Annotated in this window: 20 protein-coding genes and 1 pseudogene; 16 read left to right on the top strand and 5 right to left on the bottom strand. The window is 32.7% G+C overall.

Annotated elements, in window-relative coordinates; all coding sequences use genetic code 11:
• A complete protein-coding gene (gene tsaD / locus ACNQGX_RS08665; RefSeq protein ID WP_131915900.1) occupies window positions 1-1,023 on the bottom strand; it encodes a tRNA (adenosine(37)-N6)-threonylcarbamoyltransferase complex transferase subunit TsaD in 1,023 nt (340 codons plus the stop codon).
• A gap of 225 nt (window positions 1,024-1,248) precedes the next feature.
• On the opposite strand from tsaD, the gene ACNQGX_RS08660 reads away from it, so the two are divergent.
• The 5 genes from ACNQGX_RS08660 to ACNQGX_RS08640 all read left to right on the top strand — a co-directional run bounded on the left by ACNQGX_RS08660 (window position 1,249) and on the right by ACNQGX_RS08640 (window position 9,449).
• Complete coding sequence (locus ACNQGX_RS08660) at window positions 1,249-5,655, top strand: translocation/assembly module TamB domain-containing protein (RefSeq protein ID WP_417975502.1); 4,407 nt, start codon at window positions 1,249-1,251, stop codon at window positions 5,653-5,655.
• Between the two features lie 387 nt (window positions 5,656-6,042).
• On the top strand, window positions 6,043-7,029 hold the full coding sequence (gene pfkA, locus ACNQGX_RS08655; protein WP_131915902.1) for a 6-phosphofructokinase: 987 nt from the start codon (window positions 6,043-6,045) through the stop codon (window positions 7,027-7,029).
• Between the two features lie 73 nt (window positions 7,030-7,102).
• Window positions 7,103-8,107 carry a type I glyceraldehyde-3-phosphate dehydrogenase gene (gene gap / locus ACNQGX_RS08650; RefSeq protein WP_417975501.1) on the top strand — a complete coding sequence of 335 codons (1,005 nt, stop codon included), beginning with the start codon at window positions 7,103-7,105 and terminating at the stop codon, window positions 8,105-8,107.
• 112 nt (window positions 8,108-8,219) lie between these two features.
• Window positions 8,220-9,071, top strand: coding sequence for an N-acetylglucosamine kinase (locus ACNQGX_RS08645; protein ID WP_417975500.1), 852 nt, complete (start codon window positions 8,220-8,222; stop codon window positions 9,069-9,071).
• Window positions 9,072-9,074: 3 nt separating this feature from the next.
• On the top strand, window positions 9,075-9,449 hold the full coding sequence (locus ACNQGX_RS08640) for a methylglyoxal synthase (RefSeq protein ID WP_417975499.1): 375 nt from the start codon (window positions 9,075-9,077) through the stop codon (window positions 9,447-9,449).
• On the opposite strand, the gene ACNQGX_RS08635 is transcribed toward ACNQGX_RS08640, so the two are convergent.
• Together ACNQGX_RS08635 and ACNQGX_RS08630 are read right to left on the bottom strand one after the other, a co-directional pair.
• Entirely contained in the window at window positions 9,430-9,810 is a 381-nt protein-coding gene (locus ACNQGX_RS08635) for a RidA family protein (RefSeq protein WP_417975498.1), read from the bottom strand. The genes ACNQGX_RS08640 and ACNQGX_RS08635 overlap by 20 nt on opposite strands.
• A 42-nt stretch (window positions 9,811-9,852) precedes the next feature.
• Window positions 9,853-12,600 (bottom strand): putative LPS assembly protein LptD, encoded by a 2,748-nt coding sequence (locus ACNQGX_RS08630; protein WP_417975581.1) that lies wholly within the window; start codon window positions 12,598-12,600, stop codon window positions 9,853-9,855.
• A gap of 83 nt (window positions 12,601-12,683) precedes the next feature.
• Here ACNQGX_RS08630 and ACNQGX_RS08625 point away from each other — a divergent pair, with 83 nt between their 5' ends.
• The 9 genes and pseudogenes from ACNQGX_RS08625 to ACNQGX_RS08585 form a co-directional block, all read left to right on the top strand.
• Window positions 12,684-13,853, top strand: coding sequence for an N-acetylmuramoyl-L-alanine amidase family protein (locus ACNQGX_RS08625; RefSeq protein WP_417975497.1), 1,170 nt, complete (start codon window positions 12,684-12,686; stop codon window positions 13,851-13,853).
• Between the two features lie 49 nt (window positions 13,854-13,902).
• Complete coding sequence (locus ACNQGX_RS08620) at window positions 13,903-15,057, top strand: N-acetylmuramoyl-L-alanine amidase family protein (protein ID WP_417975496.1); 1,155 nt, start codon at window positions 13,903-13,905, stop codon at window positions 15,055-15,057.
• Between the two features lie 50 nt (window positions 15,058-15,107).
• Window positions 15,108-16,073 (top strand): MlaD family protein, encoded by a 966-nt coding sequence (locus ACNQGX_RS08615; protein ID WP_417975495.1) that lies wholly within the window; start codon window positions 15,108-15,110, stop codon window positions 16,071-16,073.
• Window positions 16,074-16,078: 5 nt separating this feature from the next.
• Window positions 16,079-17,410 (top strand): 4Fe-4S dicluster domain-containing protein, encoded by a 1,332-nt coding sequence (locus ACNQGX_RS08610; protein ID WP_417975494.1) that lies wholly within the window; start codon window positions 16,079-16,081, stop codon window positions 17,408-17,410.
• A gap of 103 nt (window positions 17,411-17,513) precedes the next feature.
• Window positions 17,514-18,305, top strand: a complete 792-nt coding sequence (locus tag ACNQGX_RS08605) for a (Fe-S)-binding protein (protein ID WP_091206088.1) — start codon at window positions 17,514-17,516, stop codon at window positions 18,303-18,305.
• A gap of 105 nt (window positions 18,306-18,410) precedes the next feature.
• On the top strand, window positions 18,411-18,893 hold the full coding sequence (locus ACNQGX_RS08600) for an ABC transporter ATPase (RefSeq protein WP_131915911.1): 483 nt from the start codon (window positions 18,411-18,413) through the stop codon (window positions 18,891-18,893).
• A gap of 13 nt (window positions 18,894-18,906) precedes the next feature.
• Window positions 18,907-21,903, top strand: coding sequence for a glycoside hydrolase family 3 N-terminal domain-containing protein (locus ACNQGX_RS08595; RefSeq protein ID WP_417975493.1), 2,997 nt, complete (start codon window positions 18,907-18,909; stop codon window positions 21,901-21,903).
• 159 nt (window positions 21,904-22,062) lie between these two features.
• Window positions 22,063-22,683, top strand: a complete 621-nt coding sequence (locus ACNQGX_RS08590; RefSeq protein WP_417975492.1) for a phosphatase PAP2 family protein — start codon at window positions 22,063-22,065, stop codon at window positions 22,681-22,683.
• A 97-nt stretch (window positions 22,684-22,780) separates the two neighbouring features.
• A pseudogene (locus tag ACNQGX_RS08585) lies at window positions 22,781-22,921 on the top strand (N-acetyl-alpha-D-glucosaminyl L-malate synthase BshA); the annotation flags it as partial.
• 104 nt (window positions 22,922-23,025) lie between these two features.
• On the opposite strand, the gene ACNQGX_RS08580 reads toward ACNQGX_RS08585, so the two are convergent.
• Window positions 23,026-23,472 (bottom strand): hypothetical protein, encoded by a 447-nt coding sequence (locus tag ACNQGX_RS08580; RefSeq protein ID WP_417975491.1) that lies wholly within the window; start codon window positions 23,470-23,472, stop codon window positions 23,026-23,028.
• Between the two features lie 120 nt (window positions 23,473-23,592).
• Window positions 23,593-24,360 (bottom strand): hypothetical protein, encoded by a 768-nt coding sequence (locus ACNQGX_RS08575; protein ID WP_417975490.1) that lies wholly within the window; start codon window positions 24,358-24,360, stop codon window positions 23,593-23,595.
• A 671-nt stretch (window positions 24,361-25,031) separates the two neighbouring features.
• On the opposite strand from ACNQGX_RS08575, the gene bshA reads away from it, so the two are divergent.
• Both bshA and ACNQGX_RS08565 read left to right on the top strand, forming a co-directional pair.
• The gene (bshA, locus tag ACNQGX_RS08570; protein WP_131915914.1) at window positions 25,032-26,165 is read left to right on the top strand and encodes an N-acetyl-alpha-D-glucosaminyl L-malate synthase BshA; all 1,134 of its coding nucleotides are present in this window, start codon (window positions 25,032-25,034) and stop codon (window positions 26,163-26,165) included.
• A 72-nt stretch (window positions 26,166-26,237) separates the two neighbouring features.
• Window positions 26,238-26,666 (top strand): protease complex subunit PrcB family protein, encoded by a 429-nt coding sequence (locus ACNQGX_RS08565; RefSeq protein ID WP_417975489.1) that lies wholly within the window; start codon window positions 26,238-26,240, stop codon window positions 26,664-26,666.
• Window positions 26,667-26,694: the final 28 nt, after the last annotated feature.

Here is a 26,694-nt window from a genome sequence, read left to right as displayed (position 1 = left end):
TTATAATTGTATTCTTGCTTTAGAAACGACAGAAGAAGTCTCAAATTTTTGCGATAAAAACTTTTGATAACCTACAATTCCAATCATTGCAGCATTATCGGTAGTGTATTCAAATTTAGGAATAAAGGTTTTCCAACCGTATTTATTCTCTGTTTCTTTTAATGTATTTCGGATCCCAGAATTTGCAGAAACTCCTCCGCCAATTGCTATTTGTTTTATTCCGGTTTCCTTTACTGCCAATTTTAATTTGTCCATTAAAATTTCAATAATTGTATGTTGAATGGAAGCGCAAATGTCATTGAGGTTTTCGTCAACGAAATTTGGATTTTCTAATTTTTTCTTTTGAATAAAATATAAAATAGCCGTTTTTAAACCCGAAAAACTGAAATCCAATCCTGGAACTTTTGGTTTTGTAAATGCAAAGGCTTTCGGATTTCCTAATTGTGCATATTTGTCAATTAAAGGACCGCCGGGATAGGGAAGTCCCAGTATTTTTGCACTTTTATCAAATGCTTCACCTACTGCATCATCAGTAGTTTCCCCAATAACAGTCATGTCAAAATAGTCGTCTACTTTTATAATTTGAGTATGTCCGCCGCTTATGGTCAAAGCCAAAAAAGGGAAAGTAGGTTTTTCATATCCTTCTTCATCTATAAAATGTGCCAAAACGTGTGCTTGCATATGGTTCACGGCAATCAAAGGAATTTGCAAGGCCAAAGCAATTGATTTTGCAAATGAACTTCCTACTAAAAGTGACCCCATAAGTCCTGGACCTTGTGTAAATGCAATTGCCGATAGCTGTTCTTTTTGTATATTTGCATTACGAAGCGCGGCATCGATTACCGGAACTATGTTTTGTTGGTGTGCACGGGAAGCCAGTTCAGGAACCACGCCACCATACTGATTATGTATAAGCTGATTTGCAACAACATTTGACAACACTTTATCGTTTTGTAAAATGGAAGCAGCGGTATCGTCACAGGAACTTTCGATGGCAAGAATAAAAACCTCGGGATTTTGCATAAAAAGGCACAAATTTTGAATTACATTTGACAAGTCGATTATAAAAATCGTTTTGTAGCAGCCAAAATTAAAGAATTTTTATTTAAGGTGCTTCCGTTTCCAAAGGCAAAATGAAATATTAGAAAATTTAAATAGTATATAGGTATCAAAAAAATAAAAAAAATAGTATTTCGTTCTCTCCTTGGACTAATCCTACTTTTGCTGGTGCTTGGTATTGCTCTTACCATGCCATTTGTTCAAACGAAAATTGCGCAATATTTTACAAATAGCATCAATAAAGATTTTGGAACCAGTATTAACATTGATGAAGTTGCCATTTCAGTTTTTGGAGGGGTAAAATTTAAAAAAGTATTGATTCGGGATCATCATAAAGATACTTTAATTTATTCCAATAGAATTTCAACCACTATTTTAGAAGGTAAAAAAATGCTCGATGGAGATTTAATCTTTGATGATTTAGATTTACATGGGTTACTTTTTAATTTGAGAACGTACAAAAACGAAAAACAATCGAATCTCGATAAATTTATTGCAGCTTTTGAAACAGGAAAACCATCAAGCAAGAAATTTTTATTAAAAGCAAATAAGTTGAAAATTTATGATGGTCATTTTATTTTGACAGATGACAATCGTGACAATCCAAAAGACTTGGATTTTACTAAACTTAACGCCTCAGTAACTGATTTTAAAATATATGGTCCGGATGTAACCACTATGATTAATAAAATGTCATTTTTGGATTTTCGTGGTTTGTATGTTAAAAATTTAAGCTCCAAATTCAGTTATTCAAAAAAGAATATAAAACTGGAAAATCTTGATTTGTTGACCAAAGAATCAACGTTGAAAGGGACCGTTTTATTAAAATATAAAATTGAAGATTTTTCTAATTTTACGGATAAAGTCCAATTTGATATAAAATTAGACGCAGCATCACTTGCTTCTAATGATATTCGCTATTTTTATAAAGAATTAGGCAGGAACCAACATTTTTATACCAAAGCAAGCATAAAAGGAACTCTTAATGATTTAAAATTTAAAAACTTAGAATTAGTTGATGACCGTAAGACACGAATTAATGGTGATATCAATTTCAAGAATTTGTTTGCTAGAAAAGGGCAAAAATTTTCGATGTATGCTAAGTTTGATAAGTTAACTTCAAGCTACGATGATTTAATCGTAATACTTCCCAATATTTTAGGAAATAAATTGCCTACTTCTTTAAAAAAACTAGGAAGATTTACCGCTTCAGGAACGTCTAATGTTTCAACAACTGCAGTTGACGCTGACTTTTCGATGATTACCGCATTAGGAAAAGTAACGTCTAACTTAGCAATACAAAATATTGATGTAATCGATAAGGCTTCCTATTTAGGGAATGTAATTTTAGAAAACTTTGATATTGGGACATTATTTGATCAGAAGGAGTTAGGTAGCATAAGTTTGAATATTGATGTAGATGGAAAAGGTTTTAAACGAGAATATCTTAATACCGCAATCAAAGGTGATATCAGTCAAATGGATTATAAAAACTACAATTACACTAATATTGTTGTCAATGGAACCCTTAAAAGCCCTAATTACAAAGGTCAAATAACCGTAAATGACCCTAACTTGAGTATGACTTTTGATGGTTTATTGGATTTAAGTAAAAAAGACAGCCGATACGATTTTCATATCAATGTTGAAAATGCGGATTTAAATAAATTAAAATTAATAAAAGATTCTGTTTCTGTTTTTAAAGGTGATGTTGTAGTTGAGGCTTCTGGAAACAATATAGAAAATTTTCAGGGTAATGTTTACATCAATAAAACGTCTTATCAAAATACTAAGGGAATCTATAATTTTGATGATTTTACTATAATTTCCAGTTTTGACCAAAATAGAATTAGAACCATAACAGTAAACTCTCCTGATATTGTTGAAGGTGAAATTGTAGGTAAATATGAATTCAATCAATTAGAGAATTTAGTAAAGAATTCTTTAGGAAGTCTTTATACGAATTTCAAACCAAGTAAGGTAAAAAAAGGACAGTTTCTTAATTTTAATTTCTCGATTTATAATAAAATCATCGAAATATTTTATCCTGACATTTCAATCGGTTCTAATACTATAATTAAAGGAAATATAAATTCTGATAATCAAGAGTTTAAGCTTAATTTTAATTCACCGCAAATCATAGCTTCCAACAATACATTTGATAATATCAGAATTTCGGTAGACAATAAAAATCCACTGTATAATGCTTACATTGAATTGGACAGTATCAAAACGAAATATTATAAAATTCGTGATTTTAGTGTGATAAATGTGACCATGAAAGATACTTTGTTCTTTCGTTCTGAATTTAAAGGCGGATCAAAAGGAGAAGATTATTTTAATCTGAATTTATATCATACGATCAATGCAGCCAATAATAACGTAGTTGGAATCAGTAAATCGGAAGTTAAATTCAAGGATTATCTTTGGTTCTTGAATGAAAATGAAACGCCAGATAACCAGATTGTTTTTGATAAATCATTTAAAAACTTCAATATTGACAATATAATATTGTCGCATGAAAATCAGTCGATTTCATTAATGGGCGATTTTAAAGGCGCGACTATTAAGGATTTGAAATTAAGTTTTAAAGATGTTGATTTAAATCAAATTACACCCGCCAATAATAAGTTTGTTGCGCATGGAAATATTAATGGCGAGGTAAATTTCAAGCAAAATAATAATGTTTATCAGCCCACATCTTCTATCGTAATTGATAATTTGAATGTAAATAAAACAGATTTAGGCACTTTGAATTTTGAAATTGAGGGAGATGAAAGTCTTAGAAAGTTTGCGATAAATTCTAATTTAGAAAATAAAAATTTTGAATCATTCAATGCCAATGGAAGCTTTGAAATCGTAAACAAAGAAACCATTCTTGATTTAAAACTAAAATTCGAAAAGTTTAACATTGCAACTCTTAACTCGCTTGGCGGGGAAGTTTTGTCGAATATTAGAGGTTCAATATCCGGTAATTCCACTATTGAGGGAAATCTTAAAAAACCAAATATCAATGGACGTTTATTTTTAGATAATGCCGGTATAACTATTCCGTATTTGAATGTTGATTATGCATTGAGCAACAATACAATTATTGATCTTACCGACGAAAAATTCCTGTTTAGGAATAATACGCTTACGGATACAAAATACGGAACTACAGGAAAATTGAACGGAAGTATTGAGCATAAGAATTTTGCAGACTGGAAATTAGATTTAGCCATTAATTCCAAAAGACTTTTAGCGTTAAACACCCAAGACAGTGAAGATGCCGCTTATTACGGAACTGCTTTTATCGATGGTATTGCCACTATAAAAGGACCAACGAATTCTTTGTTTATAAAAGTTGACGCAAAATCTGAAAAAGGAACGGCTGTTAAAATCCCTATTAATAATGCCGAAAGCGTTAGTGATAATGTTTTTCTCCATTTTGTGACCGCTCAAGAAAAATACAATTTAAAAAAAGGTATTACTGATAACACCAGAAATTACAACGGACTGGAATTAGAGTTTGATTTTGATATTACTCCAGATGCCGAAGTAGAAGTGATTTTAGACCGAAATACAGGTCATGGAATGAAAGGAAAAGGTTTTGGATCTTTATTGTTTAAAATAAATACTTTAGGGAAATTTAATATGTGGGGCGATTTCCAGGCGTATGAAGGAACCTATAATTTTAAATATGGAGGACTTATTGATAAGAAATTTGCAGTTAAAAAAGGCGGATCGATTACTTGGGAAGGAAATCCGATGAGAGCGCAATTAAACCTTGAAGCGGTGTATAAAACGATGGCTAATCCTGCAGTATTGTTGGATAACTCCTCTTTTAACACTAAAGTGCCTGTTGAAGTAATTATTGGTATTCGAGGCGATTTGACCAGCCCGGAGCCTGATTTTAATATTGAATTTCCAACAGTAAGTAATGTTTTGAAATCAGAAATTCAATATAAATTAAATGATAAGGATGTGAGACAAACTCAAGCCTTGTATTTATTATCATCCGGTGGATTTTTAAGTACGGAAGGAGTGAGCCAATCTGATCTTTCGGGAAGTTTATTTGAGACAGCTTCCAGTTTATTAGGTGGAATTATACAATCGGATGATGAAAAATTTAAAGTAGGTCTTAATTTTATTGGGGCTGATAGAAGGATAGGAAAAGAAACGGATGGACGATTTGTAGCAACAATTTCATCAAAAATAAATGAAAGGATTACTATTAATGGAAAACTAGGTGTTCCTTTTGGAGGGATTAATGAATCCGCAATTGTAGGAGATGTTGAAGTGCTGTACAGAGTCAACGAAGACGGAACACTTAATTTGCGACTTTTTAATAAAGAAAATGATATTAATTATATAGGTCAAGGAATTGGTTATACGCAAGGTTTAGGGGTTTCTTACGAGGTAGATTTTGATACTTTTAAAGAGTTAGTCAATAAAATTTTTAAAAATCTAAAAATAGACAGGGAAACTGCACCTGCTGCCGAAGATCAGGATTCTGATATGTCTCCAGATTATATTAATTTTTCTAAACCAAAAAAATCCAGCACAAAAAAGGTCAAGAAAAATCAAGAAGGTTTACTTCCTGAGGAAAACTAATCAGTTGGTCTTTTCAAATACAAATACTACGAATTCGGAATAAGAATGCAGTTCTACAGGAATAGCAATTAATAATTCGGACTACCAAGCGCTGCATAAAATCATAATTAATTTTTTAAAGTACACAGAAGAAAACTCTCTTTTTGTGTCTTAGTAACAAATAGTTAGTATATTGTCTTGGTTTATAATCAAAAAAATAAGATAATTGTTAATTATCAAATAAAAATCGAATATTTTTCAATTTTGTTAAATAAAATTCGTTTTATTTTGTTTTTTTAAAAACTTATCAACGAAAACGTTTGAATTTGAAGCGCTTTACTAATTTATTAAAAACACAGCTTTAAAAGTGCTGAATGTTTGCTAATTTTACACTTTAATACTTAAATAATGCCAAAAACAATAAAAAAAGTAGGTGTTCTGACTTCGGGAGGAGACTCGCCAGGAATGAATGCAGCTATTCGATCAGTTGTTCGAACATGTGCTTATCATAATATAGAATGCATAGGAATTTATAGAGGATATCAGGGAATGATTGAAGGTGACTTCAAAGAAATGGGACCTCGTAGTGTAAACAACATTGTAAATAAAGGAGGGACGATTCTTAAATCGGCTCGATCTTTAGAATTTAAAACTTCGGAAGGAAGAAAAAAAGCACACGAACATCTTACTAAAGCAGGAATTGACGCTTTAGTAGTAATAGGAGGTGACGGTACTTTTACGGGAGGTTTATTATTCAATACTGAATTTAATTTTCCTGTAATGGGAATTCCTGGAACTATTGATAACGATATTTTTGGGACTAGTCATACTTTAGGGTACGATACTGCTTTAAATACTGTAGTAGATGTAATTGATAAAATTAGAGACACTGCAAGTTCTCACAACCGTTTATTCTTTGTAGAGGTAATGGGGAGAGATGCCGGGCATATTGCTTTGAATGCTGGTATCGGTGCGGGAGCTGAAGAAATTTTAATTCCTGAAGAAGATTTAGGTCTAGACCGATTATTAGAGTCACTGCAAAAAAGTAAAGCTTCGGGTAAATCATCCAGTATCGTTGTTATTGCTGAAGGAGATAAAATAGGTAAAAATGTCTTCGAATTAAAAGATTATGTTGAAGCCAATTTACCGGAATACGATGTTAGAGTTTCGGTTTTAGGTCACATGCAGCGTGGCGGTTCCCCATCTTGTTTTGACAGGGTTTTAGCCAGCAGATTAGGTGTAAAAGCCGTTGAATCTTTATTGGAAGGGAAATCAAATTATATGGTTGGATTGCAAAATGATAAAGTAACGTTAACGCCTTTAGAACAAGCAATTAAAGGAAAAACAGAAATAGACAGAGAATTACTGAGGGTTTCGGATATCATGTCAACATAGAAAAAAAATGAAGTTTATTGTGAGGAAATTAGACTTTAAATTAAGTTAATCAATAACAAAAAATTTAAAAAAAATGTCGAAAGTAAAATTAGGAATAAACGGTTTTGGAAGAATTGGAAGAATTGTTTTTAGAGAATCTTTTAACAGAGATAATGTAGAGGTAGTGGCAATTAATGATTTATTAGAAGTTGATCATTTAGCTTACTTATTAAAATATGATTCAGTTCACGGTCGTTTTAATGGAACGGTAGAAGTAAAAGAAGGAAAACTTTACGTAAATGACAAACATATCAGAATTACTGCCGAAAGAGAGCCAGCAAATCTAAAATGGGATGAAGTTGGTGTTGATGTTGTTGCAGAATGTACTGGTTTCTTTACAACTATAGAAACTGCAAAAGCGCACATTGCCGGTGGAGCAAAAAAAGTAATTATTTCTGCGCCATCTGCTGATGCGCCAATGTTTGTAATGGGAGTAAATCATGAAACTGCAAAAGCTTCAGATATTGTAGTTTCTAATGCTTCTTGTACAACAAACTGTTTAGCTCCTTTGGCTAAAGTTATTCACGATAATTTTGAAATCGTTGAAGCGTTGATGACTACAGTTCACGCAACTACTTCAACTCAAATGACAACTGATGGTCCTTCTAGAAAAGATTGGAGAGGTGGACGTGCAGCAAACCTAAATATTATTCCATCATCAACAGGTGCAGCAAAAGCGGTTGGAAAAGTTATTCCATCATTGAACGGAAAATTAACAGGTATGTCTATGCGTGTTCCTACAGCTGACGTTTCTGTAGTAGATTTAACTGTAAAAGTGGCCAAAGAAACTTCTTACGAAGAAATTATGGCAGTTTTGAAAAAAGCTTCCGAAACTACAATGAAAGGTATTTTAGGGTATACTGAAGATTTAGTTGTATCTCAGGATTTTATTTCTGATCCTAGAACTTCTATTGTAGATGTTCACGCTGGAATTGGTTTGAATTCTACTTTTTTCAAAATTGTATCTTGGTATGATAATGAATATGGATATTCTAGCAAATTGATTGACTTATCGGTTCATATTGCAGGTTTAAAATAATTAGATATATTTACAAAAAATCCCGTTATATTTTTTTAGCGGGATTTTATTTTTTAATGTATGTTTTAAAATTATCCAAAGCATACTCCAAAAACCAAAAAACCAAAATAAAATGAGATTAATAGTTGATAGTGGTTCTACCAAAGCGGATTGGATTGCGATAGATGATGATGGAAAAGTATTGTTTACCACACAAACATTAGGATTAAACCCAGAAATTCTAGAAAATGACGAAATTATTGAACGTTTAAATGATCGTTTCGATATTTTGCAAAATAAAAAAGAGGCCACTCATTTATTTTTCTATGGTGCAGGTTGTGGAACCGATAGAATGAAAATTGCGCTTTCACAGGTTTTTCAAATCTACTTCCCAAATGCGATTATCGATGTTAGAGAGGATACTTACGCAGCTGTTTACGCAACAACGCCTAAGGGAGAGAAAGCAATTGTTTCTATTTTAGGTACGGGATCAAACTGCAGTTATTTTGATGGAAAGGAATTATATCAAAAAGTACAATCACTTGGATATATTATTATGGATGATTGTAGTGGTAACGTTTTTGGAAAAGAATTAATAAGAAAGTATTATTTTAATAAAATGCCAAAAGAATTGGCTCTTGAATTTGAAAAAGAGTACGATGTGGACCCGGATTTTATTAAAAATAAATTATATAAAGAGTCTAACCCGAATGCTTATTTGGCAACTTTTGCAAAGTTTCTGATCCAACATAAAGAAACGGAGTTTTGTAGAAAAATTATCTTTAAAGGAATGAAATCTTTTGTGAAGAATCAGATAAAACAATTTGATAATTGCAAAGAAGTGCCGGTTCACTTTGTAGGTTCTATAGCTTTTTATTTGAAAGAAGAATTACAAGAAACCTTTGATAAATATGAACTGAATTTAGGCAACGTACTAAGAAGACCAATTGACGGGCTTATCGCGTATCACATCGCTAATAAATAATTTATGGAAATAGCTATTATTGCTCATGATGGTAAAAAAGCAGATTTAGTTCAATTTTTGAATAAAAATAAAATCATTTTACAAGAGGAAAAAATAAAGCTGATTGCAACCGGAACTACTGGAAGTAAAGCCGAAAATTCAGGTTTCAAAGTAAAGAAAATGCTTTCGGGACCTTTAGGAGGCGATGCTCAAATTGCAGCCAGAGTCGCTGAAGGGAAAACTAAAATGGTTTTCTTTTTTAAAGATCCATTATCGAGTCATCCTCATGAAGCTGACATAAACATGCTCATTCGCGTTTGTGATGTACATAATGTGCCATTGGCAACCAATGAAGCAACGGCACAATTATTATTAGATGCTATTGCACAGCAATCATAGAAATTTCAACATTTACATTTTTTGGCAGACAAGCCACTTGAACCGTTTCACGAGCTGGAGCGGTTTTTTCGTTGAAAAAAGAACCGTAAACGGTATTTATTTTTCCAAAATCATTCATGTCCATGATGAATATTGTAGTCTTTACGACGTTATCAAATGTCATTCCGGCAGCTTCCAGAACTGCTTTCATGTTTTGCATTACCTGCTCTGTTTCTACTTCAATGGTATCAATAATCAATTCTCCAGTGGTGGGATTAATTGCAATTTGACCCGAAGTGTATAGCGTATTTCCTTTAAGAACGGCTTGATTATAAGGCCCGATTGGAGCCGGAGCATTTTCTGTAAAAATTATCTTTTTCATGATACAGTTGTGTTTTTATATGGTAATAAGTTTAAGAATTAATTATCTATTGATAGTACTTCGTTTGTCCCATTTGATATCACTAAGAACACCAGATTTTATTCCAATAAAGAAACCCCAATTTGCATTTGTACCAAATGGTGACCAGTTAAAATCCATTCTCCAACTCAATAAATCCCTCTCAAAACGAAGTTGGGTGAAAGTTACTCCATTTTGAACAAAATCATAACCGGTAGATACTCCAGCTTTCCATTTTGGAGTTATGTCAGCATTCGCTGAAATCATAATGGAATTTCCAATGATTTTATTTTCTCTGTTGTTGTTTCCATAAGTTAAGGAATAGGCAAATGTCATGTCCCAAGGTAACTTTGAATTAAAGAATTCTGAGATCTTATCTTCTCCTTCATCTTCTTCCTCGTCTTCAAATTGACTTCTTCGGCTGTCGCCTAAGTCCGTATTTGTTCCAAATAAATCGTCTTCACGACCACCATTTCTTTGACTTTGGGTGTTTTTCTCCTTATCAGTTTTGTCTTTTCCTTTACTTGAAAGAGAATAATTCAAGGTCATATTAGAACTGGTCATTCTAAAAAGACTTCCGCCATTATCAATATTAAACACATTAATTCGGTTTCCGGAATTGTCAATTGCATAAGGGTCTAATGTTGCTCCAAAATTGACATTCATTTTATTATCGAACAGTTGTGTACCGCCGCTAACTCTTATAGGAGAAAAGGCAAGTGAAGTTACACCATCGGCATCCAGATTGTAACTAGTGGAAAGGTTTAAATTATTAAGAAGCATTATTTTTTTAGGTTCCACTTTAGTGCTGTCTTTATCAGTAACTTTTGCCTCAAAAGTATTACTCAAATCAAAGCCTAAAGTATTGGAATTGCTTAATCCTGGTGCTCCAAAAATTCCGCTTTCAAATCTGGTATATTGTTTCATTGTCCCGCTAGCGTCTGAAGCATACGTATCATAGTATTTTTCAAAACTAGGAGTGTAGCCATACGAAACAGATGGTCTCATGACGTGTCTTATCGATTTGATTTTTTTGTCATTGCCAAAATTGAAAGTTCCATAAATAGTTGTTCCTACGCTGGATGAAAAGGAGTAGGTTCTAAAAGCGTCAAATCCATTTATGGTTTTATCAACAACTTTGCTTTGGTCAACATCATAGCTTCTTTCAATTGTTTTGGTATACCATATTTCCTCGTAATTCATAGAGGTAGAAGCACTGAAATATTTGAATAATTTAAAATTGGTGCTTAATGGAATACTGTGTTGAAAACCAACTTTCGCATCTCGAAACATTTGTGGTTTAAAGAATAAGGAATCAGTTGTAACAATATTATTTCTGCCGTTTAAATTGTATTGTAAATTTATGTTTTTGAAAAAACCTTTTTTCATGCCATCTTTACCTATAAAAGGATAAATCCTGTCAACACTCAATTGAAGTGTCGGTAAAGTCATATTGATTACTTCTGTTTGAGTGTTTTGTGAATGTGTGGCTGTTAACGACATTCTAACTTGAGGAACTGTAGTAAATGTTTTTGAATACGATATCGAAGAGCTCAATGTATTATTAAGATTCGATCCAATATTAACCTGATTGATGGATTGCTTAAAATATTTGCTGCTTCCAAGATTCACAGAAGCTGAAAAACTTGAATTAGGATTTGATTTAGAGTCTTTGGAATGAGACCATTGGATGTTATAAATATTTTGTTTTAAATAATCCGGGTACCCTCTTTCGCTGGTGATTAAGTTTTCGAATCTAACGTTTAAGTTTCCTCTATAATTGTATCTTTTGGCATAGCTGGATTCAAAACGTAACCCATAACTCCCATTGGTGTAATAATCTCCCAAAACGGTTAAGTCATAATTATCGCTCAGCGCAAAATAGTACCCTAAATTTTGAAGAGAAAAACCTCTGTCATTGGAGTCATTATAGCTTGGTAAAATCAATCCTGAAATACTGGTTTCTTTACTCATTGGAAAAAAAGCAAACGGTAACGCTATAGGTGTAGGAACATTTGCAATGACCATATTAGTCAATCCGGTTACTACTTTTTTGCCTGGAATAAATTTCACTTTGTTGGTTTGGAAATAATATTCAGGATTGTCAACGTCTTTTGATGTCGTAAAACGAGCCCCTTTTAAAAAATAAACCGAGTCGTTTTCTTTTTTTGTGACAGCTGCTTTAATTTTAAATTCTCCTTGATCGGATCTTGAGTTCCAGATTAAAGCTTTTTTGGTTTTAAAATTAAAACGGATAGAATCAGGTTCAATTACATTTGCGCCCTGTTTGAAATTTGGATATTGTGTGAATGCACCGGTTGAATCTTTGATGCGTCCTGCATACACTTCATTTTTCTCATAATCCATAACGATTATTCCAGATTTTAATTCGATGTCTTGGTAATACAATTCCGCTTTATCATATAATGTGATCAGCTTTTTCTTTTGGTCAATTTTAGCATATTGCTCCGCTTTATATCTTACCTTTCCGTCAAGAAACGCTTTTTTAGGCTTTACACTGTCTTTTTTTATGGAATCAGTTTCTTTTGTAACCGTTAAAATAGGGGTGCTTTTTTTGTTAGTATCTAAAGTGGTACTATCTTTTTGTTTGTTTGCGGATATTCCCGTCTTTTTTTTTGTTATATCTTGAGAATATAATTTACCAGACCCTAATGATAGGAAAATTGATAATAAAACGATATTAAATAAGTTTGTATACAAAGGTTTAAATGCTATTTTTGTAAAATTATGGCTTGTTTTTTGACATGTCAAACTTACATATAATTTTTTGTCAAAAATAGTCAAATAAAAAATTTTATGACGGTAGTGTTTTAATTAAATTAACTTTTGGATTTATGCATATTACATATAAAATAAAAACAATATTAACTTTTATTTTGACGATAATTTCTTTATCGGGCTTTAGTCAAAGCAATATTTTCAAGGTAACTTTAGACGCGGGTCACGGAGCACATGATTTTGGAGCGGTTTATGAAGGGCGTGTGGAAAAAAATATTGCTTTGGCAGTAGTTTTGAAAGTGGGGAAGCTATTAGAGTCTACAAAACAAATGGATGTCAATTATACCCGAAAAACAGATGTATTCATTGATTTAATTGAAAGAGCCAATATTGCCAATAGGTTTAACGCTAATATTTTTGTTTCGATTCATTGTAATGCCAATAGAAATACTGCTGCCGATGGTACTGAGACTTATGTGATGGGTTTGAGTAAAGTTGCTTCAAATCTTGAGGCTGCAAAAAAAGAGAACTCTGTAATTACTTTGGAAAAAGATTACAAACAAAAGTATGAAGGATTTGATCCAAACTCTCCCGAGACTATGATTGGAATGACCTTGATGCAGGAGGAATATTTAGACAATAGTATTTCGCTGGCAAGTAAGGTAGAAGATGCTTTCGCAGATTTAGGAAAAAAAATACGAGGAGGAGGAGTGAAACAAGCCCCTTTTATGGTGCTTCACAAAGCATACATGCCAAGAGTATTGATCGAAATGGGGTTTATCTCAAATTCTATTGAAGGAAATACATTAAATTCAGAAGACGGTCAAAATGAAATTGCCAAAGCTATCGCAGAGGCAATTATCAGTTATAAAAAAGAATATTTTGGTACTGGTGAAACTGAAGCTTTTGAAGAGTCGCCTTCGCAAAAAATTAATGAAAAACCTATAAGAGATACTGTTGCTCCAGCGAAACCAAAAATGACTTCTCAACCTGCAGGAGAATCAACACAAGTAAAAAAAACGGTTGACGATTCTAAAACTTTATTCAAAGTACAACTTTCAGCCAGTAGTAAAAGATTAGAATTAGTACCGAAAAATTTTAACGGACTTAAAAATATTTCTGTAGCCTTTGAAAACAAAGTTTACAAATATATGTATGGAGAAACTGCGGATTATGATGAAGCAAAAAAGCAATTAAACGAGGCAAAAGAAAAAGGATATGATTCCGCATTTTTGATCGCATTTAAAAACGGAGAAAAAATTAACATTCAAGATGTAATTAAATAATAATAGCTTATCCTTTTTATATTAAATTTGTAAAAAAAATACTCATATTTTGAAAATAACCAGAGGAGACAAAACCACAATTTTAGTTCTATTTCTTTTTTTCTGCTTCAATGCTTTTTCTCAATCCAATCAAAAGTTCACTGTTATTTTAGATGCGGGTCACGGAGGTAAAGATCCGGGGAATTCTTATCATGGTTTTGTTGAAAAAGAAATTGCGCTTAAAACGACTTTAAAGTTAGAAAAACACCTCAAAAAAGACAATGATATTCAAGTTGTTCATACCAGAAAAACTGATGTTTTTATAGAATTAAAGGACAGACCCAAAAAAGCGAATAGTATCGATGCTAATTTATTTGTTTCTGTACATTGCAATTCGGTTAAAAATCCAGTTCCTTTTGGTACAGAAACTTTTGTAATGGGTTTAGCAAGAAGTAAAGGTAATTTAGAAATTGCTAAACAAGAAAATTCGGTAATATTACTGGAGAAAGATTACAAGCAAACCTATAAAGGATTTGACCCCAAGAATCCTGAAACTTTGATTGGATTAAAAATTCTGCAAGAAGATTATTTAGATCGAAGTATAAATCTGGCTTCAAAAATTGAAAATAATTTTAAAAATAAATTACATCGAAAATCAAGAGGTATAAAACAAACTCCTTTATGGGTTTTGGATGCCGCTTATATGCCAAGTGTATTGATTGAATTGGGTTTTTTATCCAATAGCGAGGAAGGACTTTATTTAAATTCAGAGGAAGGACAAAATAATATGGCAGAAGCTATTGCATCGGCTATCATTGCTTATAAAAAAGAATATTTTGGAACGCAATCCAATGAAAATTATGAAGAGCTTCCATCCAAAAAAGTAGTCGAAAATGAAAGAAAAGACACTTCAAAGAGTACTAAATCAAAGCGCATTATAGAGAAACAAGAGTCGAAAACACAAAATTCAGATGTGGTTTTTAAAGTTCAATTTGCAGCCGGAAATAAAAACATTAAATTAAATTCTTCGAATTTTAAAGGATTAAAAAATGTTTCGGTAACAACAAGTAATGGATCTTTATATAAGTACGCATATGGCTTAACATCAGACTATAATACCGCAAAACAGGATTTAAAAGTGGTAAAATCCAAAGGATATGCTTCGGCGTATATAATTGCAATCAAAGATGGAAAGAATATTAGTATTCAAGAAGCGCTTAAATAATTACAACAAGTCAAATATTTTATATTAAATTTGTAAAAAATACTTAAATTTTGAAAATAACACGAGAAATTAAAACTGCTATTTTAGTAATTGCATCTATTTTATTATTTATCTGGGGCTACAGTTTTTTGAAAGGAAGAGACCTTTTTACCAATTACAAAACATTTTATGTTGAATATAAAAGTGTAGAAGGTTTAGCCACATCTGCGCCCGTTACGCTAAACGGTTTAGTTATTGGTAAAGTTAGCAGTATTACAATAGATGAAAATACAGGTGTATTATTAGTTGAATTACAATTAAAAACGGATTTCCCAATTTCTAAATCGAGTACAGCTTCTATTTATGAGCCAGGATTTATTGGAGGAAAACAAATTGCAATTATTCCTAATTTTAATGATAAAATACTAGCTGTTGATGGTCAAAAATTAGAAGGCGGAGTGAAATTAGGACTTACAGATAAAGTAGGAGATCAATTAGCACCACTTCAAGAAAAATTTGAAAAACTACTGGGAACTACTGATAAATTGATTTCAGGATTGAATAATGTTTTGGACCAAAAAGGGCAGCAGGATTTAAAAGTTTCTTTAGCGGAATTAAGCAAGACTATTGAACAATTTCACAAAGTTTCTTTAAGTCTTAACACTTTATTAGATGATAATAAAACTCAAATAAATGGTGTTGTTACCAATTTTAATAAAATATCCGGGAATTTTTCTAAAATATCTGATTCATTGAATAAAGCCGATTTAGGAAAAACGGTAAAAAACCTAAATGCAACTTTAGGCAGAGTCGATGGTATTATGAGCGGTTTGGAATCCGGTAAAGGTTCTATGGGTAAATTATTGAACGATGATGCTTTCTACCAAAATATTAAAAGTACAACAAAAGAATTAGAATTATTATTGCAAGACGTAAGACTTTATCCAACCAGATATGTCAATGTTTCTTTGTTCGGAAAGAAAAACAAGCCTTATGTTGCTCCTGTAAAAGATTCTATATCTAATGTAAAAAATTAGCAATTATGAGCTATTTAGACAATATTTTATTTGCCATCCTTTTGGTAATCGGTTTTGGTTATTTTTATACAAACGTTAAAAAAATAATTAGAAATATAAATCTTGGAACCGATGTAAATCGTTCCGATAATCCCAAAGCACGATGGACTAATATGGCCATGATTGCTCTTGGTCAATCTAAAATGGTGAAAAGACCTATTGCTGGAGCATTGCATATTATAGTCTATGTAGGTTTTGTAATTATAAACATAGAATTATTAGAAATTATTATTGATGGACTTTTTGGGACACATCGTGTTTTTGCTTTTTTAGGAACTACGTACGATGTGCTAATTGCTTCATTCGAAATTTTGGCTCTTTTAGTTTTAGTTGCTGTAATCTCTTTTTGGATAAGAAGAAATATCATCAAACTAAAGCGATTTGCTAATCCTGATTTGACCGGAGCACCTAAAAACGATGCTAATTATATCTTGTATTTTGAGGTAGTTCTAATGACATTGTTTTTATTAATGAATGCTTCTGATTTGCATTTACAGAATGTACCTGGAGGTTTTTCACATTTTATTAAAGCAGGTTCGTTTCCAATCAGTCAATTTATTGAACCATTATTTAATGGAATGTCTAATGAATTAGTGATGCTTCTTTCCGAAATATTCTGGTGGTTGCATATTACTGGGATTTTGATTTTCATGAACTATCTTTATTTTTCTAAACATTTACACATTCTGTTAGCATTTCCAAATACGTATTTTGCGAATTTAAATCCTCAAGGACAATTTGATAATTTAGAATCCGTTACCAAGGAAGTAAAACTGATGATGGATCCTAATGCTGATCCCTTTGCGGCAGCACCAGTGGATGAAAATGCAGTTCCAAGTAAATTTGGAGCAAGTGACGTTCAGGATTTAAATTGGGTTCAGTTATTGAATGCTTATACGTGTACGGAATGTGGTCGTTGTACTTCATCTTGTCCTGCGAATATAACAGGTAAAAAGTTGTCTCCACGTAAAATCATGATGGATACAAGAGATCGAATGGAAGAAGTAGGAAGAAATATTGATGCCAATAAAGGTATTTTTATTCCGGACAACAAAACATTATTAAACGATTATATTACACCGGAAGAACTTTGGGCATGTACATCATGTAATGCTTGTGTTGAGGAATGTCCTGTAAATATTAGTCCGCTTTCAATTATCATGGATATGAGACGTTATTTAGTAATGGAACAAAGTGCTGCACCAATGCCAATTAATGCAATGATGACTAATATAGAAAATAACGGTGCGCCTTGGCAATACAATCAGCAAGATCGATTGAATTGGAAAAACGAATAGTCGTTAAATCGTCTAACTGGTTATTTATTTACTGAATAACCGATTTACAAATTAAGAATTTGTGATTAACCAAATAAGCAAATAACCGAATCAACAAAATAGTATGTCAGAGAATTTAATAGTGCCAACTATGGCCGAAATGTTAGCTCAAGGGAAACAACCAGAAGTTTTATTTTGGGTAGGTTGTGCAGGAAGTTTTGACGATAGAGCAAAGAAAATAACAAAGGCATTTGTTCGAATTTTGAATCGTGCCAATGTTTCTTTTGCTGTTTTAGGTACTGAAGAAAGTTGTACTGGAGATCCTGCAAAAAGAGCCGGTAATGAGTTTTTGTTTCAAATGCAAGCCATGATGAATATTGAGGTTTTGAATGCATACGAAGCAAAAAAAATTGTTACAGCTTGTCCGCATTGTTTCAATACCTTAAAAAACGAATATCCGGAATTAGGCGGAAAATATGAAGTCGTTCACCATACAGAATTTTTGAAATCATTATTAGATGATGGAAGATTGACCATTGAAGGAGGACAATTTAAAGGAAAACGAATTACTTTTCATGACCCTTGCTATTTAGGAAGAGCCAATAATGTGTATGAAGCACCAAGAGATTTAATTCTTAAATTGGATGCCGAGTTAGTAGAAATGAAGCGTTCTAAAGCTAACGGTTTATGTTGTGGTGCCGGTGGTGCCCAAATGTTTAAAGATGCTGAGCCTGGAAATAAGGAAATCAACGTTGAAAGAACCGAAGATGCATTAGAAACAAAACCAGAGATAATTGCTGCGGGTTGTCCTTTTTGTAACACCATGATGACTGATGGTATTAAAAACAAAGAAAAGGAAGGCGAAGTAAAAGTTATGGATATTGCGGAATTGATTGCCAATGCGCAGGATCTTTAGTGTTCAGTGTTCAGTTTTTTAGTAATCAGTAGTGCTTTTTAACTTATTACACCTAAACTTCACAAATCTGCAATCTAAAATCACAAATCTAAAATCTAAAATCGCATGTACGTTCCATTTGAAAATTTACCCGAAGAATCTAAAATCTGGATTTATCAATCAAACAGAAAATTTTCGGATGCCGAATTTTCTGAAATAGAAACTGCCTTGCAATCCTTTCTTGAAGGTTGGGCTGCACATGGTACCAGTTTAGAATCATCGTATCAATTAAAATATAACCGATTTATCATTATTGCTGTAAATCAGGATGTACAAGCAGCTACGGGTTGTTCTATTGATTCTTCTGTAGAATTTATTCAAAGTTTAGAACAAAAGTATACGGTTGATTTATTGGATAAAATGAATGTGACTTTCAAATTAGGAGAGCATATTGCGCATAAGCCTTTGATTGATTTCAAGAAAATGGTAAAAGATAAAGCGGTTACTGAAAATACAATAGTTTTCAATAATTTAGTCAATAATATAGAAGAGTACAATGAATCTTGGGAAGTTCCAGCCATCGATAGTTGGCATAGTCGCTTTTTTTAAACAAAACAGTACCATGAGAAAAATAGGCGTCAAAATTGTTTTATTTTATGTCTTACTTTTCTTTGTAGCTTCAAGTTGTATTGGGACAAAAATTAATAAGAATAAAGTAATTTTAACTAACGGTCCGTCCAAATCAAAAAATTTGGACAGTATAGCTTTAAGTAATACTCCTAGACTTTTTGAATTATCTCCCGAAGGAAATAAATGGGTTGATAGTGTTTACAATGCAATGACTTTAGAGGAAAAATTTGGGCAATTATTTATGGTTGCCGCTTATTCTAATAAAGATACTGTACACTTCAACGTCATTGATAAACTGATACAGGACAACAAAATTGGAGGATTAATTTTCTTTCAAGGAGGTCCGGTTCGTCAAGTTAAATTAACCAATCGTTTTCAATCGAAGTCCAAAATCCCTTTGTTTATTGGTAGTGATGCTGAATGGGGATTGAGTATGCGACTTGATTCTACGTATCGCTATCCTTGGAATATGACACTTGGAGCCATCCAGGACATGAAATTGTTGGAGAAGGTTGGTGCTCAAATGGGGGAACAAAGCAAACGATTGGGGTTGCAATTTAACTTTGCCCCGGTTCTCGATATCAATACAAATCCCAGAAATCCCATTATAGGTTTTCGCTCTTTTGGTGAAGATAAATTTAAAGTTTCAGAGCGGGCCATTGCTTTAATGAAAGGCGTTCAGAGCCAAGGAATCTTTTCTACCGGAAAGCATTTCCCCGGTCATGGTGATACCGAAACGGATTCTCATAAAGGATTACCAACCATTAATTTTTCTAAAGAAAGATTAGAGCTAGTAGAGTTTTATCCCTATAGAAAAATGTTTCATGAAGGACTTTCGTCTGTTATGGTGGCGCATTTAAACGTTCCCAGTTTAGAATCAAGACCTAATTATCCTTCCTCTATTTCCTATAATGTGGTAACCAATATTCTTCAAAAAGAATTGGGATTCAAAGGACTTATTTTTACCGATGCTTTGAATATGAAAGGAGTGAGCAACTTCATGATACCCAGCGAAATCAATTTTGAAGCTTTTATGGCTGGAAACGATGTACTGTTATTTCCTGAAAATGTTTCTACAGCTATTGAGAAATTTAAGCTTGCTTATTCTCTTAATTTATTTACAGACGAAAGATTGGCTTTTTCTGTAAAGAAAATATTGAAATTCAAATATAAAGCGGGTTTAAACTCTTATAAACCTATTGTATCGGATAATTTATATGACGATTTAAATTCATCTAAAAATGATGCTTTACAGTATGAGTTGTATGAAAATGCAGTTACAGTTCTAAAAAATACGGCTGCTGTTTTACCAATAAAAAATTTGGACAAACAAAAAATAGCTTATGTAAAAATAGGAGATGACAGCAATGATGCTTTTGTTTCAACTTTGAAAAAATACACCGAGGTAACTGTAATTGCAGATACAAATCTGGACAGTTTACAAGTAAAATTACAACCGTTTACAACTGTAATCATTGGATATCACAAATCGGATGTTGCTTTCAAAAATGACGATTTAAAATCAAATGAATTATTTAAGATCAATTTTTTAGCCAAAAATAATAATGTAATTCTGAATGTTTTTGCCAAACCCTATTCGTTATTACCCATTACAAATTTTGATGATATCGAAGGATTGGTTGTTTCCTATCAAAACAGCGCTATTGCACAAGTTGTTTCTGCAGAACTAATTTTTGGAGCGATTGAAGCCAAAGGAAAATTACCGGTTTCTATAAATTCAAGTTTTAAAGTAAATGATGGATTACCAACCGAAAAGTTAAATCGCTTGGGATTCACAACTCCTGAAAATGTAGGAATGAATGCTGCAATTTTGTCGAAAATTGATGCTATCGCCAATAAAGCGATTAATGGTAAAATGACACCCGGAATTCAGGTTTTGGTAGCTAGAAAAGGAAAAGTAGTTTATCAAAAATCATTTGGACATCATACCTATGATAAAACTATAAAAGTTGAAAATTCAGATATCTATGACGTTGCCTCGTTGACAAAAATTCTGGCTACGTTGCCCAATGTAATGCTGCAATACAATCAGCAAAAAATAAATTTGGAAACAACGTTAGGAACAATGTCTCCCATTTTTAAAGATTCGAATAAGGCGAATATTAATTTTAAGGATTTATTGTCTCATTATGCAGGACTTGCAGCAGGAATTCCATTTTATAAAGCGACAGTGGACAAATCGAAATTTCCTTCTGAAAAATATTTCAGAAAAATTTCGGAAGAGCAGTTTTCTAAACGATTGACAGACAGCCTTTTTATAAGGAACGATTTTAGCGACACAATTATGAAAATGATTGTTAAGAGTAAAGTTTCATTGAAAAAAGAATACAAGTACAGTGATCTTACTTTTATGATTTTGAAGGATTATTTAGAAAAAACAACGGGTAAAACATTGGATGTTTTAATTCAAGAGAATTTCTATCGCTCACTCGGAATGAATAATTCCAGTTTCAATCCATTGACTAAATTTGATAAAAACAGAATTCCTCCAACAGAAACAGATACGTATTTCCGTCATCAGCTTTTGCAAGGGGATGTCAACGATTTGTCAGCTGCTTTAGAAGGCGGAGTTTCGGGTCATGCCGGTGTTTTTTCGAATGCTATGGATGTGGCTAAAATGATGGAGCTTTATTTGCAAAAAGGAAGTTATGGCAATCAACAGTATTTTTCTGAAAAAACATTTGAAGATTTCAATACGTGTTATTTTTGTGCTGCAGGAAATAGGAGAGGGGTAGGTTTTGATAAACCACAATTGGGTACTGAAGGACCTACATGCGGTTGTGCTTCCATGACAAGTTTTGGCCATACCGGTTATACCGGAACTATGGCTTGGGCCGATCCCGAAACGCAAATTGTCTATGTATTTTTATCCAATAGAACTTTTCCAGTTGCAGGTGAAAATAGATTATCTAAAGAAAACATTCGGGAAGATATCCAGAAGGTAATTTATGAAGCGATTGTACACTAGCCTAATTTTAGTTATATAATTAGTACTTAGCCCAAATGAAATTAGCAAACAATTTCATTTGGGCTATTGCTATTAAAAGCACTTTTGTGAGTTTTATTTGAAGTACTTAGTTTCAAATTTCACCCTGTATTATAGTATATTTGAGCTAAAAATAGCTTGATGAAAAATAAGAATACCGTTTTTACAAAAGTCAATTTAATTGTATTGCTTTTTTGCATGACGTTTGTAAATGCTCAAAATATGGATATAAATATGCTACGCGATATTAATGTAGATAGAAATAAGAACTTAGATCCTACTTTTAAATTAGTGACGAATAGTGCGGTTCCATTTAGTGTTGCAACTCCCATTATAATGTATTCTGTTGGTTTAATAAAGAAAGATAGTGCCATCAAGAAACAGGCAATTTTTATAGGAGAAACATTTTTAGTCAATGCATTTATTACCACTGCATTGAAACATACTATGAAAAGGGACAGACCATTTGAAACCTATCCCGATATTGATCAAGCAACATCGGCAGTGGAGAGTTCATTTCCTTCCGGACATACTTCTTTAGCTTTTGCAACAGCAACATCACTGAGCATAGCATATCCCAAATGGTATGTAATTGCACCATCTTTTGTATGGGCAGGAACAGTAGGATATTCACGAATGCATTTAGGGGTTCATTATTCAAGTGATGTATTTGCAGGAGCAATTATAGGAAGCGGCTCGGCTTATCTCAGCTATAAAGTGAATAAATGGATTAATAAAAAAAGGTCTGGAAAGGACAAATAGCGCATGAAACAATGCAATTATCTTTTATAGTATTTAACTTAAATTTCCATAAAAGACATTCCTATTTTTCTTAAATTCGTTTCACTAAAATACATTCATGAAAATTGCAATAGTTTGTTAACCTACCTTTGGAGGGAAGTGGCGTTGTCGCTACAGAATTAGGTCTTGAATTGGCAAGACGTGGTCACGAAATCCATTTTATAACTATAGTCAACCAGTGTGTTTGGCTCTTTTAAATGCGGTGAGAATTCAGAGAATGAAGTTTTAAATTAAAATTTATTTAACGAAAGTTTCTTTGGAAAAGCAAAGCGTAATGCGGATTCATAGCACTATAAGTTTGAATTAACCGTTTGCCTTTTCCTTCATATAAACAGTTGTGCCAATTTTGATTACGTAACCTTCTCCCTGTTTTTCAATTTTTAACTTTGATGGAAGCTTCCCGTCTTTCCATTGAATGGCTAAGGTATTTGTTTTTTCATCCAGGGTAAAAACTCCTGTATTATGAAATTTTGGCTTCCCATTGATGGTAGTATGATAAATAATGGTTCGGTCATTGTTTATTTTCAGATAGATATCTTGTCCGGAAGTAAACTTGTTAACTATAGGATCATTGCTATAGATCTTATACGAACCATAAACTGAAGAAGGCTCCCTTTTATTGAAAAATAATACAACAGCAATAAGGGTAAGCAATATTAAGAAAGATGCTGCTGTAAAGATTTTTTTCCTCTTTAATGGAGCAGTTTCTTTGTTGAGGAGGGTACTAGAGGTGTTGTGGATAGTATTCATAAGTAAATTTGAGTTAAAAATAAAAGCTATTTGAGATATATGCAACAGGTTTAAGCAATTCAAAAAAGTCTCTGCATAAAAGCAGAGACTTTCTGTGTTTCTGATAATAATCCTTCTGATTTAGTTAGCAGGTTCAGGATCATTCCATACAGGCGTTCCAACACCAGGATAGAATCTTAGTTGAGCTATTTTCAAGCCTGAATTATCAAAGTACCAGTAGTAGGTGTCTAATGGATCGCTGAAGAGTTCTGTTCTGTCTAAATCTCCGTCACCATCAATATCTGCCCATACATACAGCAATTGGTTGGTAACGTTTTGGAATTTATTGTTATTTCCGTGTGCAGAAATATCTAAGATATATTCTCCTGAGCTGCAGTATTCCAACGCTAATTGTTGATCCCAATAGCAGGATTTCATCTGTGCACTGCCCCCTGGCTTGCCCAAGCCACGAACGTAAACAGAATAATCTGTTACTCCATCGTTTGTTGCATCGGGTTCAGGCAGTTGGAATGTGGCTTCACCATCGGTGCCGTTGGCATCCAATACCGCAAAGTCGCCTTTCGCTAACAAGATTTTTGTTCTGGCTACTCCTCCTGCAGATCCCAGTGGAACAAAGATTCTGTGCCCGTTACCACCACTGAAATCAGGATTTTTCCCTTTAGATACACCAATGATGTTCAGATTGTAATGTGCTCCACTTGGGGCGCCATTTCCTCCTCGTGCGGTTAAACTGCCCGGAGAATTGTTTTTTGCATTTGCAGTTTCGAATACACTATTTGCAGTTGCGACTTCATTTTCTGCTGCTGAAGATTGTAAATCCTCTTTAGAGCAACTTACTCCTAATAAAATTGTTAAAATTAACACCGACAATAATTTAAAATTTCTCATAATATTTAAAGATTTAGTTAATAAAAATTCAGATTAAAATTCTACACATAACTTTGATAAAAATACTACAGGGATACAGTCGCTCTAAAAATGAAAAATCCCTAAAAGAGGTAAAATAAACTAAATGATAGAAATGCAATAAAGGGTATTTTTTATTACATAATCATTGGATTTAAATTCTAGAACGAATCTACTTTTTTTAAATATATTGATAAAATATATTCGGCACAAAGCATAAAGATCTGTTAAATAACTCATTTTCATTAATTTAAAAGAAAAGTAAATGTTAAAAATGTTAAAAAAAAACCAATAAATCATTATTTACAAAAATGAAAATTTTTATAAAACTTGAATTCAGCAAACAAAAAAGATTAGAGTCATCTAGAATTTTAACCTTTCAATAATACTTTATATTTACAAATCCTGTGTGTTTACAATTAATTCTGCAATATCCATGATTTTTACTTTCACCTCTGCTGGCGAAAGCATCTTTTGGGCTAGCGTGAGTTTCTAACTATAAGAATTATTTATCTTAAATTTTTAAACAGTCTCTTAGTTAAATGCTCAGTAAGAATACAATGAATGAAATTTTATTTTTTTATAGTATTTAACTTAAATTTCCATAAAAGGCATTCCTATTTTTCTTAAATTCGTTTCATTAAAACACATAGATGAAAATTGCAATAGTTTGTTATCCTACCTTTGGAGGAAGTGGTGTTGTCGCTACAGAATTAGGTCTTGAATTGGCAAGACGTGGTCACGAAATTCATTTTATAACGTATAGCCAACCCGTTCGTTTGGCGCTTTTAAATGCAAATGTGCATTACCACGAAGTGAATGTTCCTGAATATCCATTGTTTCATTATCAACCTTACGAATTGGCCTTGTCAAGCAAATTAGTTGACATGGTAAAGTTATATAAAATCGAATTGCTTCATGTGCATTATGCTATTCCACATGCTTATGCGGGGTATATGGCAAAACAAATGCTGAAAGATGAAGGAATTAATATCCCAATGGTGACTACACTTCACGGAACTGATATTACATTAGTAGGGAATCATCCATTCTATAAACCAGCAGTGACTTTTAGCATTAACAAATCGGATTTTGTTACTTCGGTTTCCCAAAGTTTGAAAGATGATACCCATAAATTATTTAATATAAAAAACGAAATTGAGGTGATTCCTAATTTTATAGAATTAGATAAAAACGTCAATGATCCGACTATTGCTTGTCATCGTTCCGTAATGGCAAAGGAAAATGAGCGAATCATTACTCATATCAGTAACTTCAGAAAAGTAAAACGAATTCCGGATATAATTAAAATTTTCTATACTATTCAAAAAGAGATTCCTGCTAAATTGATGATGGTAGGGGATGGTCCTGAAAAAGAAAAAGCAGAATATTTATGTCAGGAATTAGGAATTCAGGACAAAGTCATCTTTTTTGGAAACAGTAATGAAATCGATAAAATTTTGAGTTATACTGATTTATTCCTGTTGCCATCTGAAACCGAAAGTTTTGGACTTGCCGCTCTAGAAGCCATGGCTTGGAGTGTTCCTGTAATTTCGAGTAATTCGGGAGGCTTACCAGAAGTGAATTTTGACGGTATTTCCGGATATTTGAGTGATGTGGGGAACACGGATGAAATGGCACAAAACGCTTTGAAAATTTTAAAAGACGATGCTACTCTTCAGAAATTTAAAGAAAATGCACTGTCAGTTGCAAAACAATTCGACATCAAAAACATCTTACCACTTTATGAAGAATTATATAAAAAAGCCATAAAAAAATACGCATAGATTTTACATTTTTCTATAATAGAAGCAAGTAACGTTTTTTTAATTTAATCTATTAATCAATAAAATTCTGCAATGAAAAAAATATTATTATCACTAGTGGCTGTAACTTTAGTTTCCTGTGGTGCAACATCTACAAAAAGTTCCGATAAAAATTCTTTATATGAAGTCTTGACCCAACAGACGAATGGCGGTGCAAGTATTCGTTTTTTTGAGATTCTTTCGGAGCCAAATGAAATTGCAATGCTACAGAATGATGAAAATTTAAAAAATAAAATTAGTCCGAATGATATTCAGACTTCTAATTTTATAGTTTTGAATATGGGTGAAAAAACTTCGGGAGGTTATAGTATAGGAATTGATACTGTAGTTGAAACCGATAAAAATATAGTTATCACCATAAAAGAAACGAGCCCTGAGCCCGGGAGCATGGTCACACAAGCTTTTACAAATCCTTTTTGTGTAGTCAAAATAAATTCTAAGAAAGAGATTATTTTTAAATAAAAAAACGCCACTATTTCTAGTGGCGTTT

It is taken from the genome of Flavobacterium glycogeni, from assembly GCF_048286775.1.
GTDB lineage: Bacteria > Bacteroidota > Bacteroidia > Flavobacteriales > Flavobacteriaceae > Flavobacterium.
The sequence above is the reverse complement of the archived record's forward strand: the minus strand, read 5'-3'. Positions and strand labels throughout refer to the sequence as shown.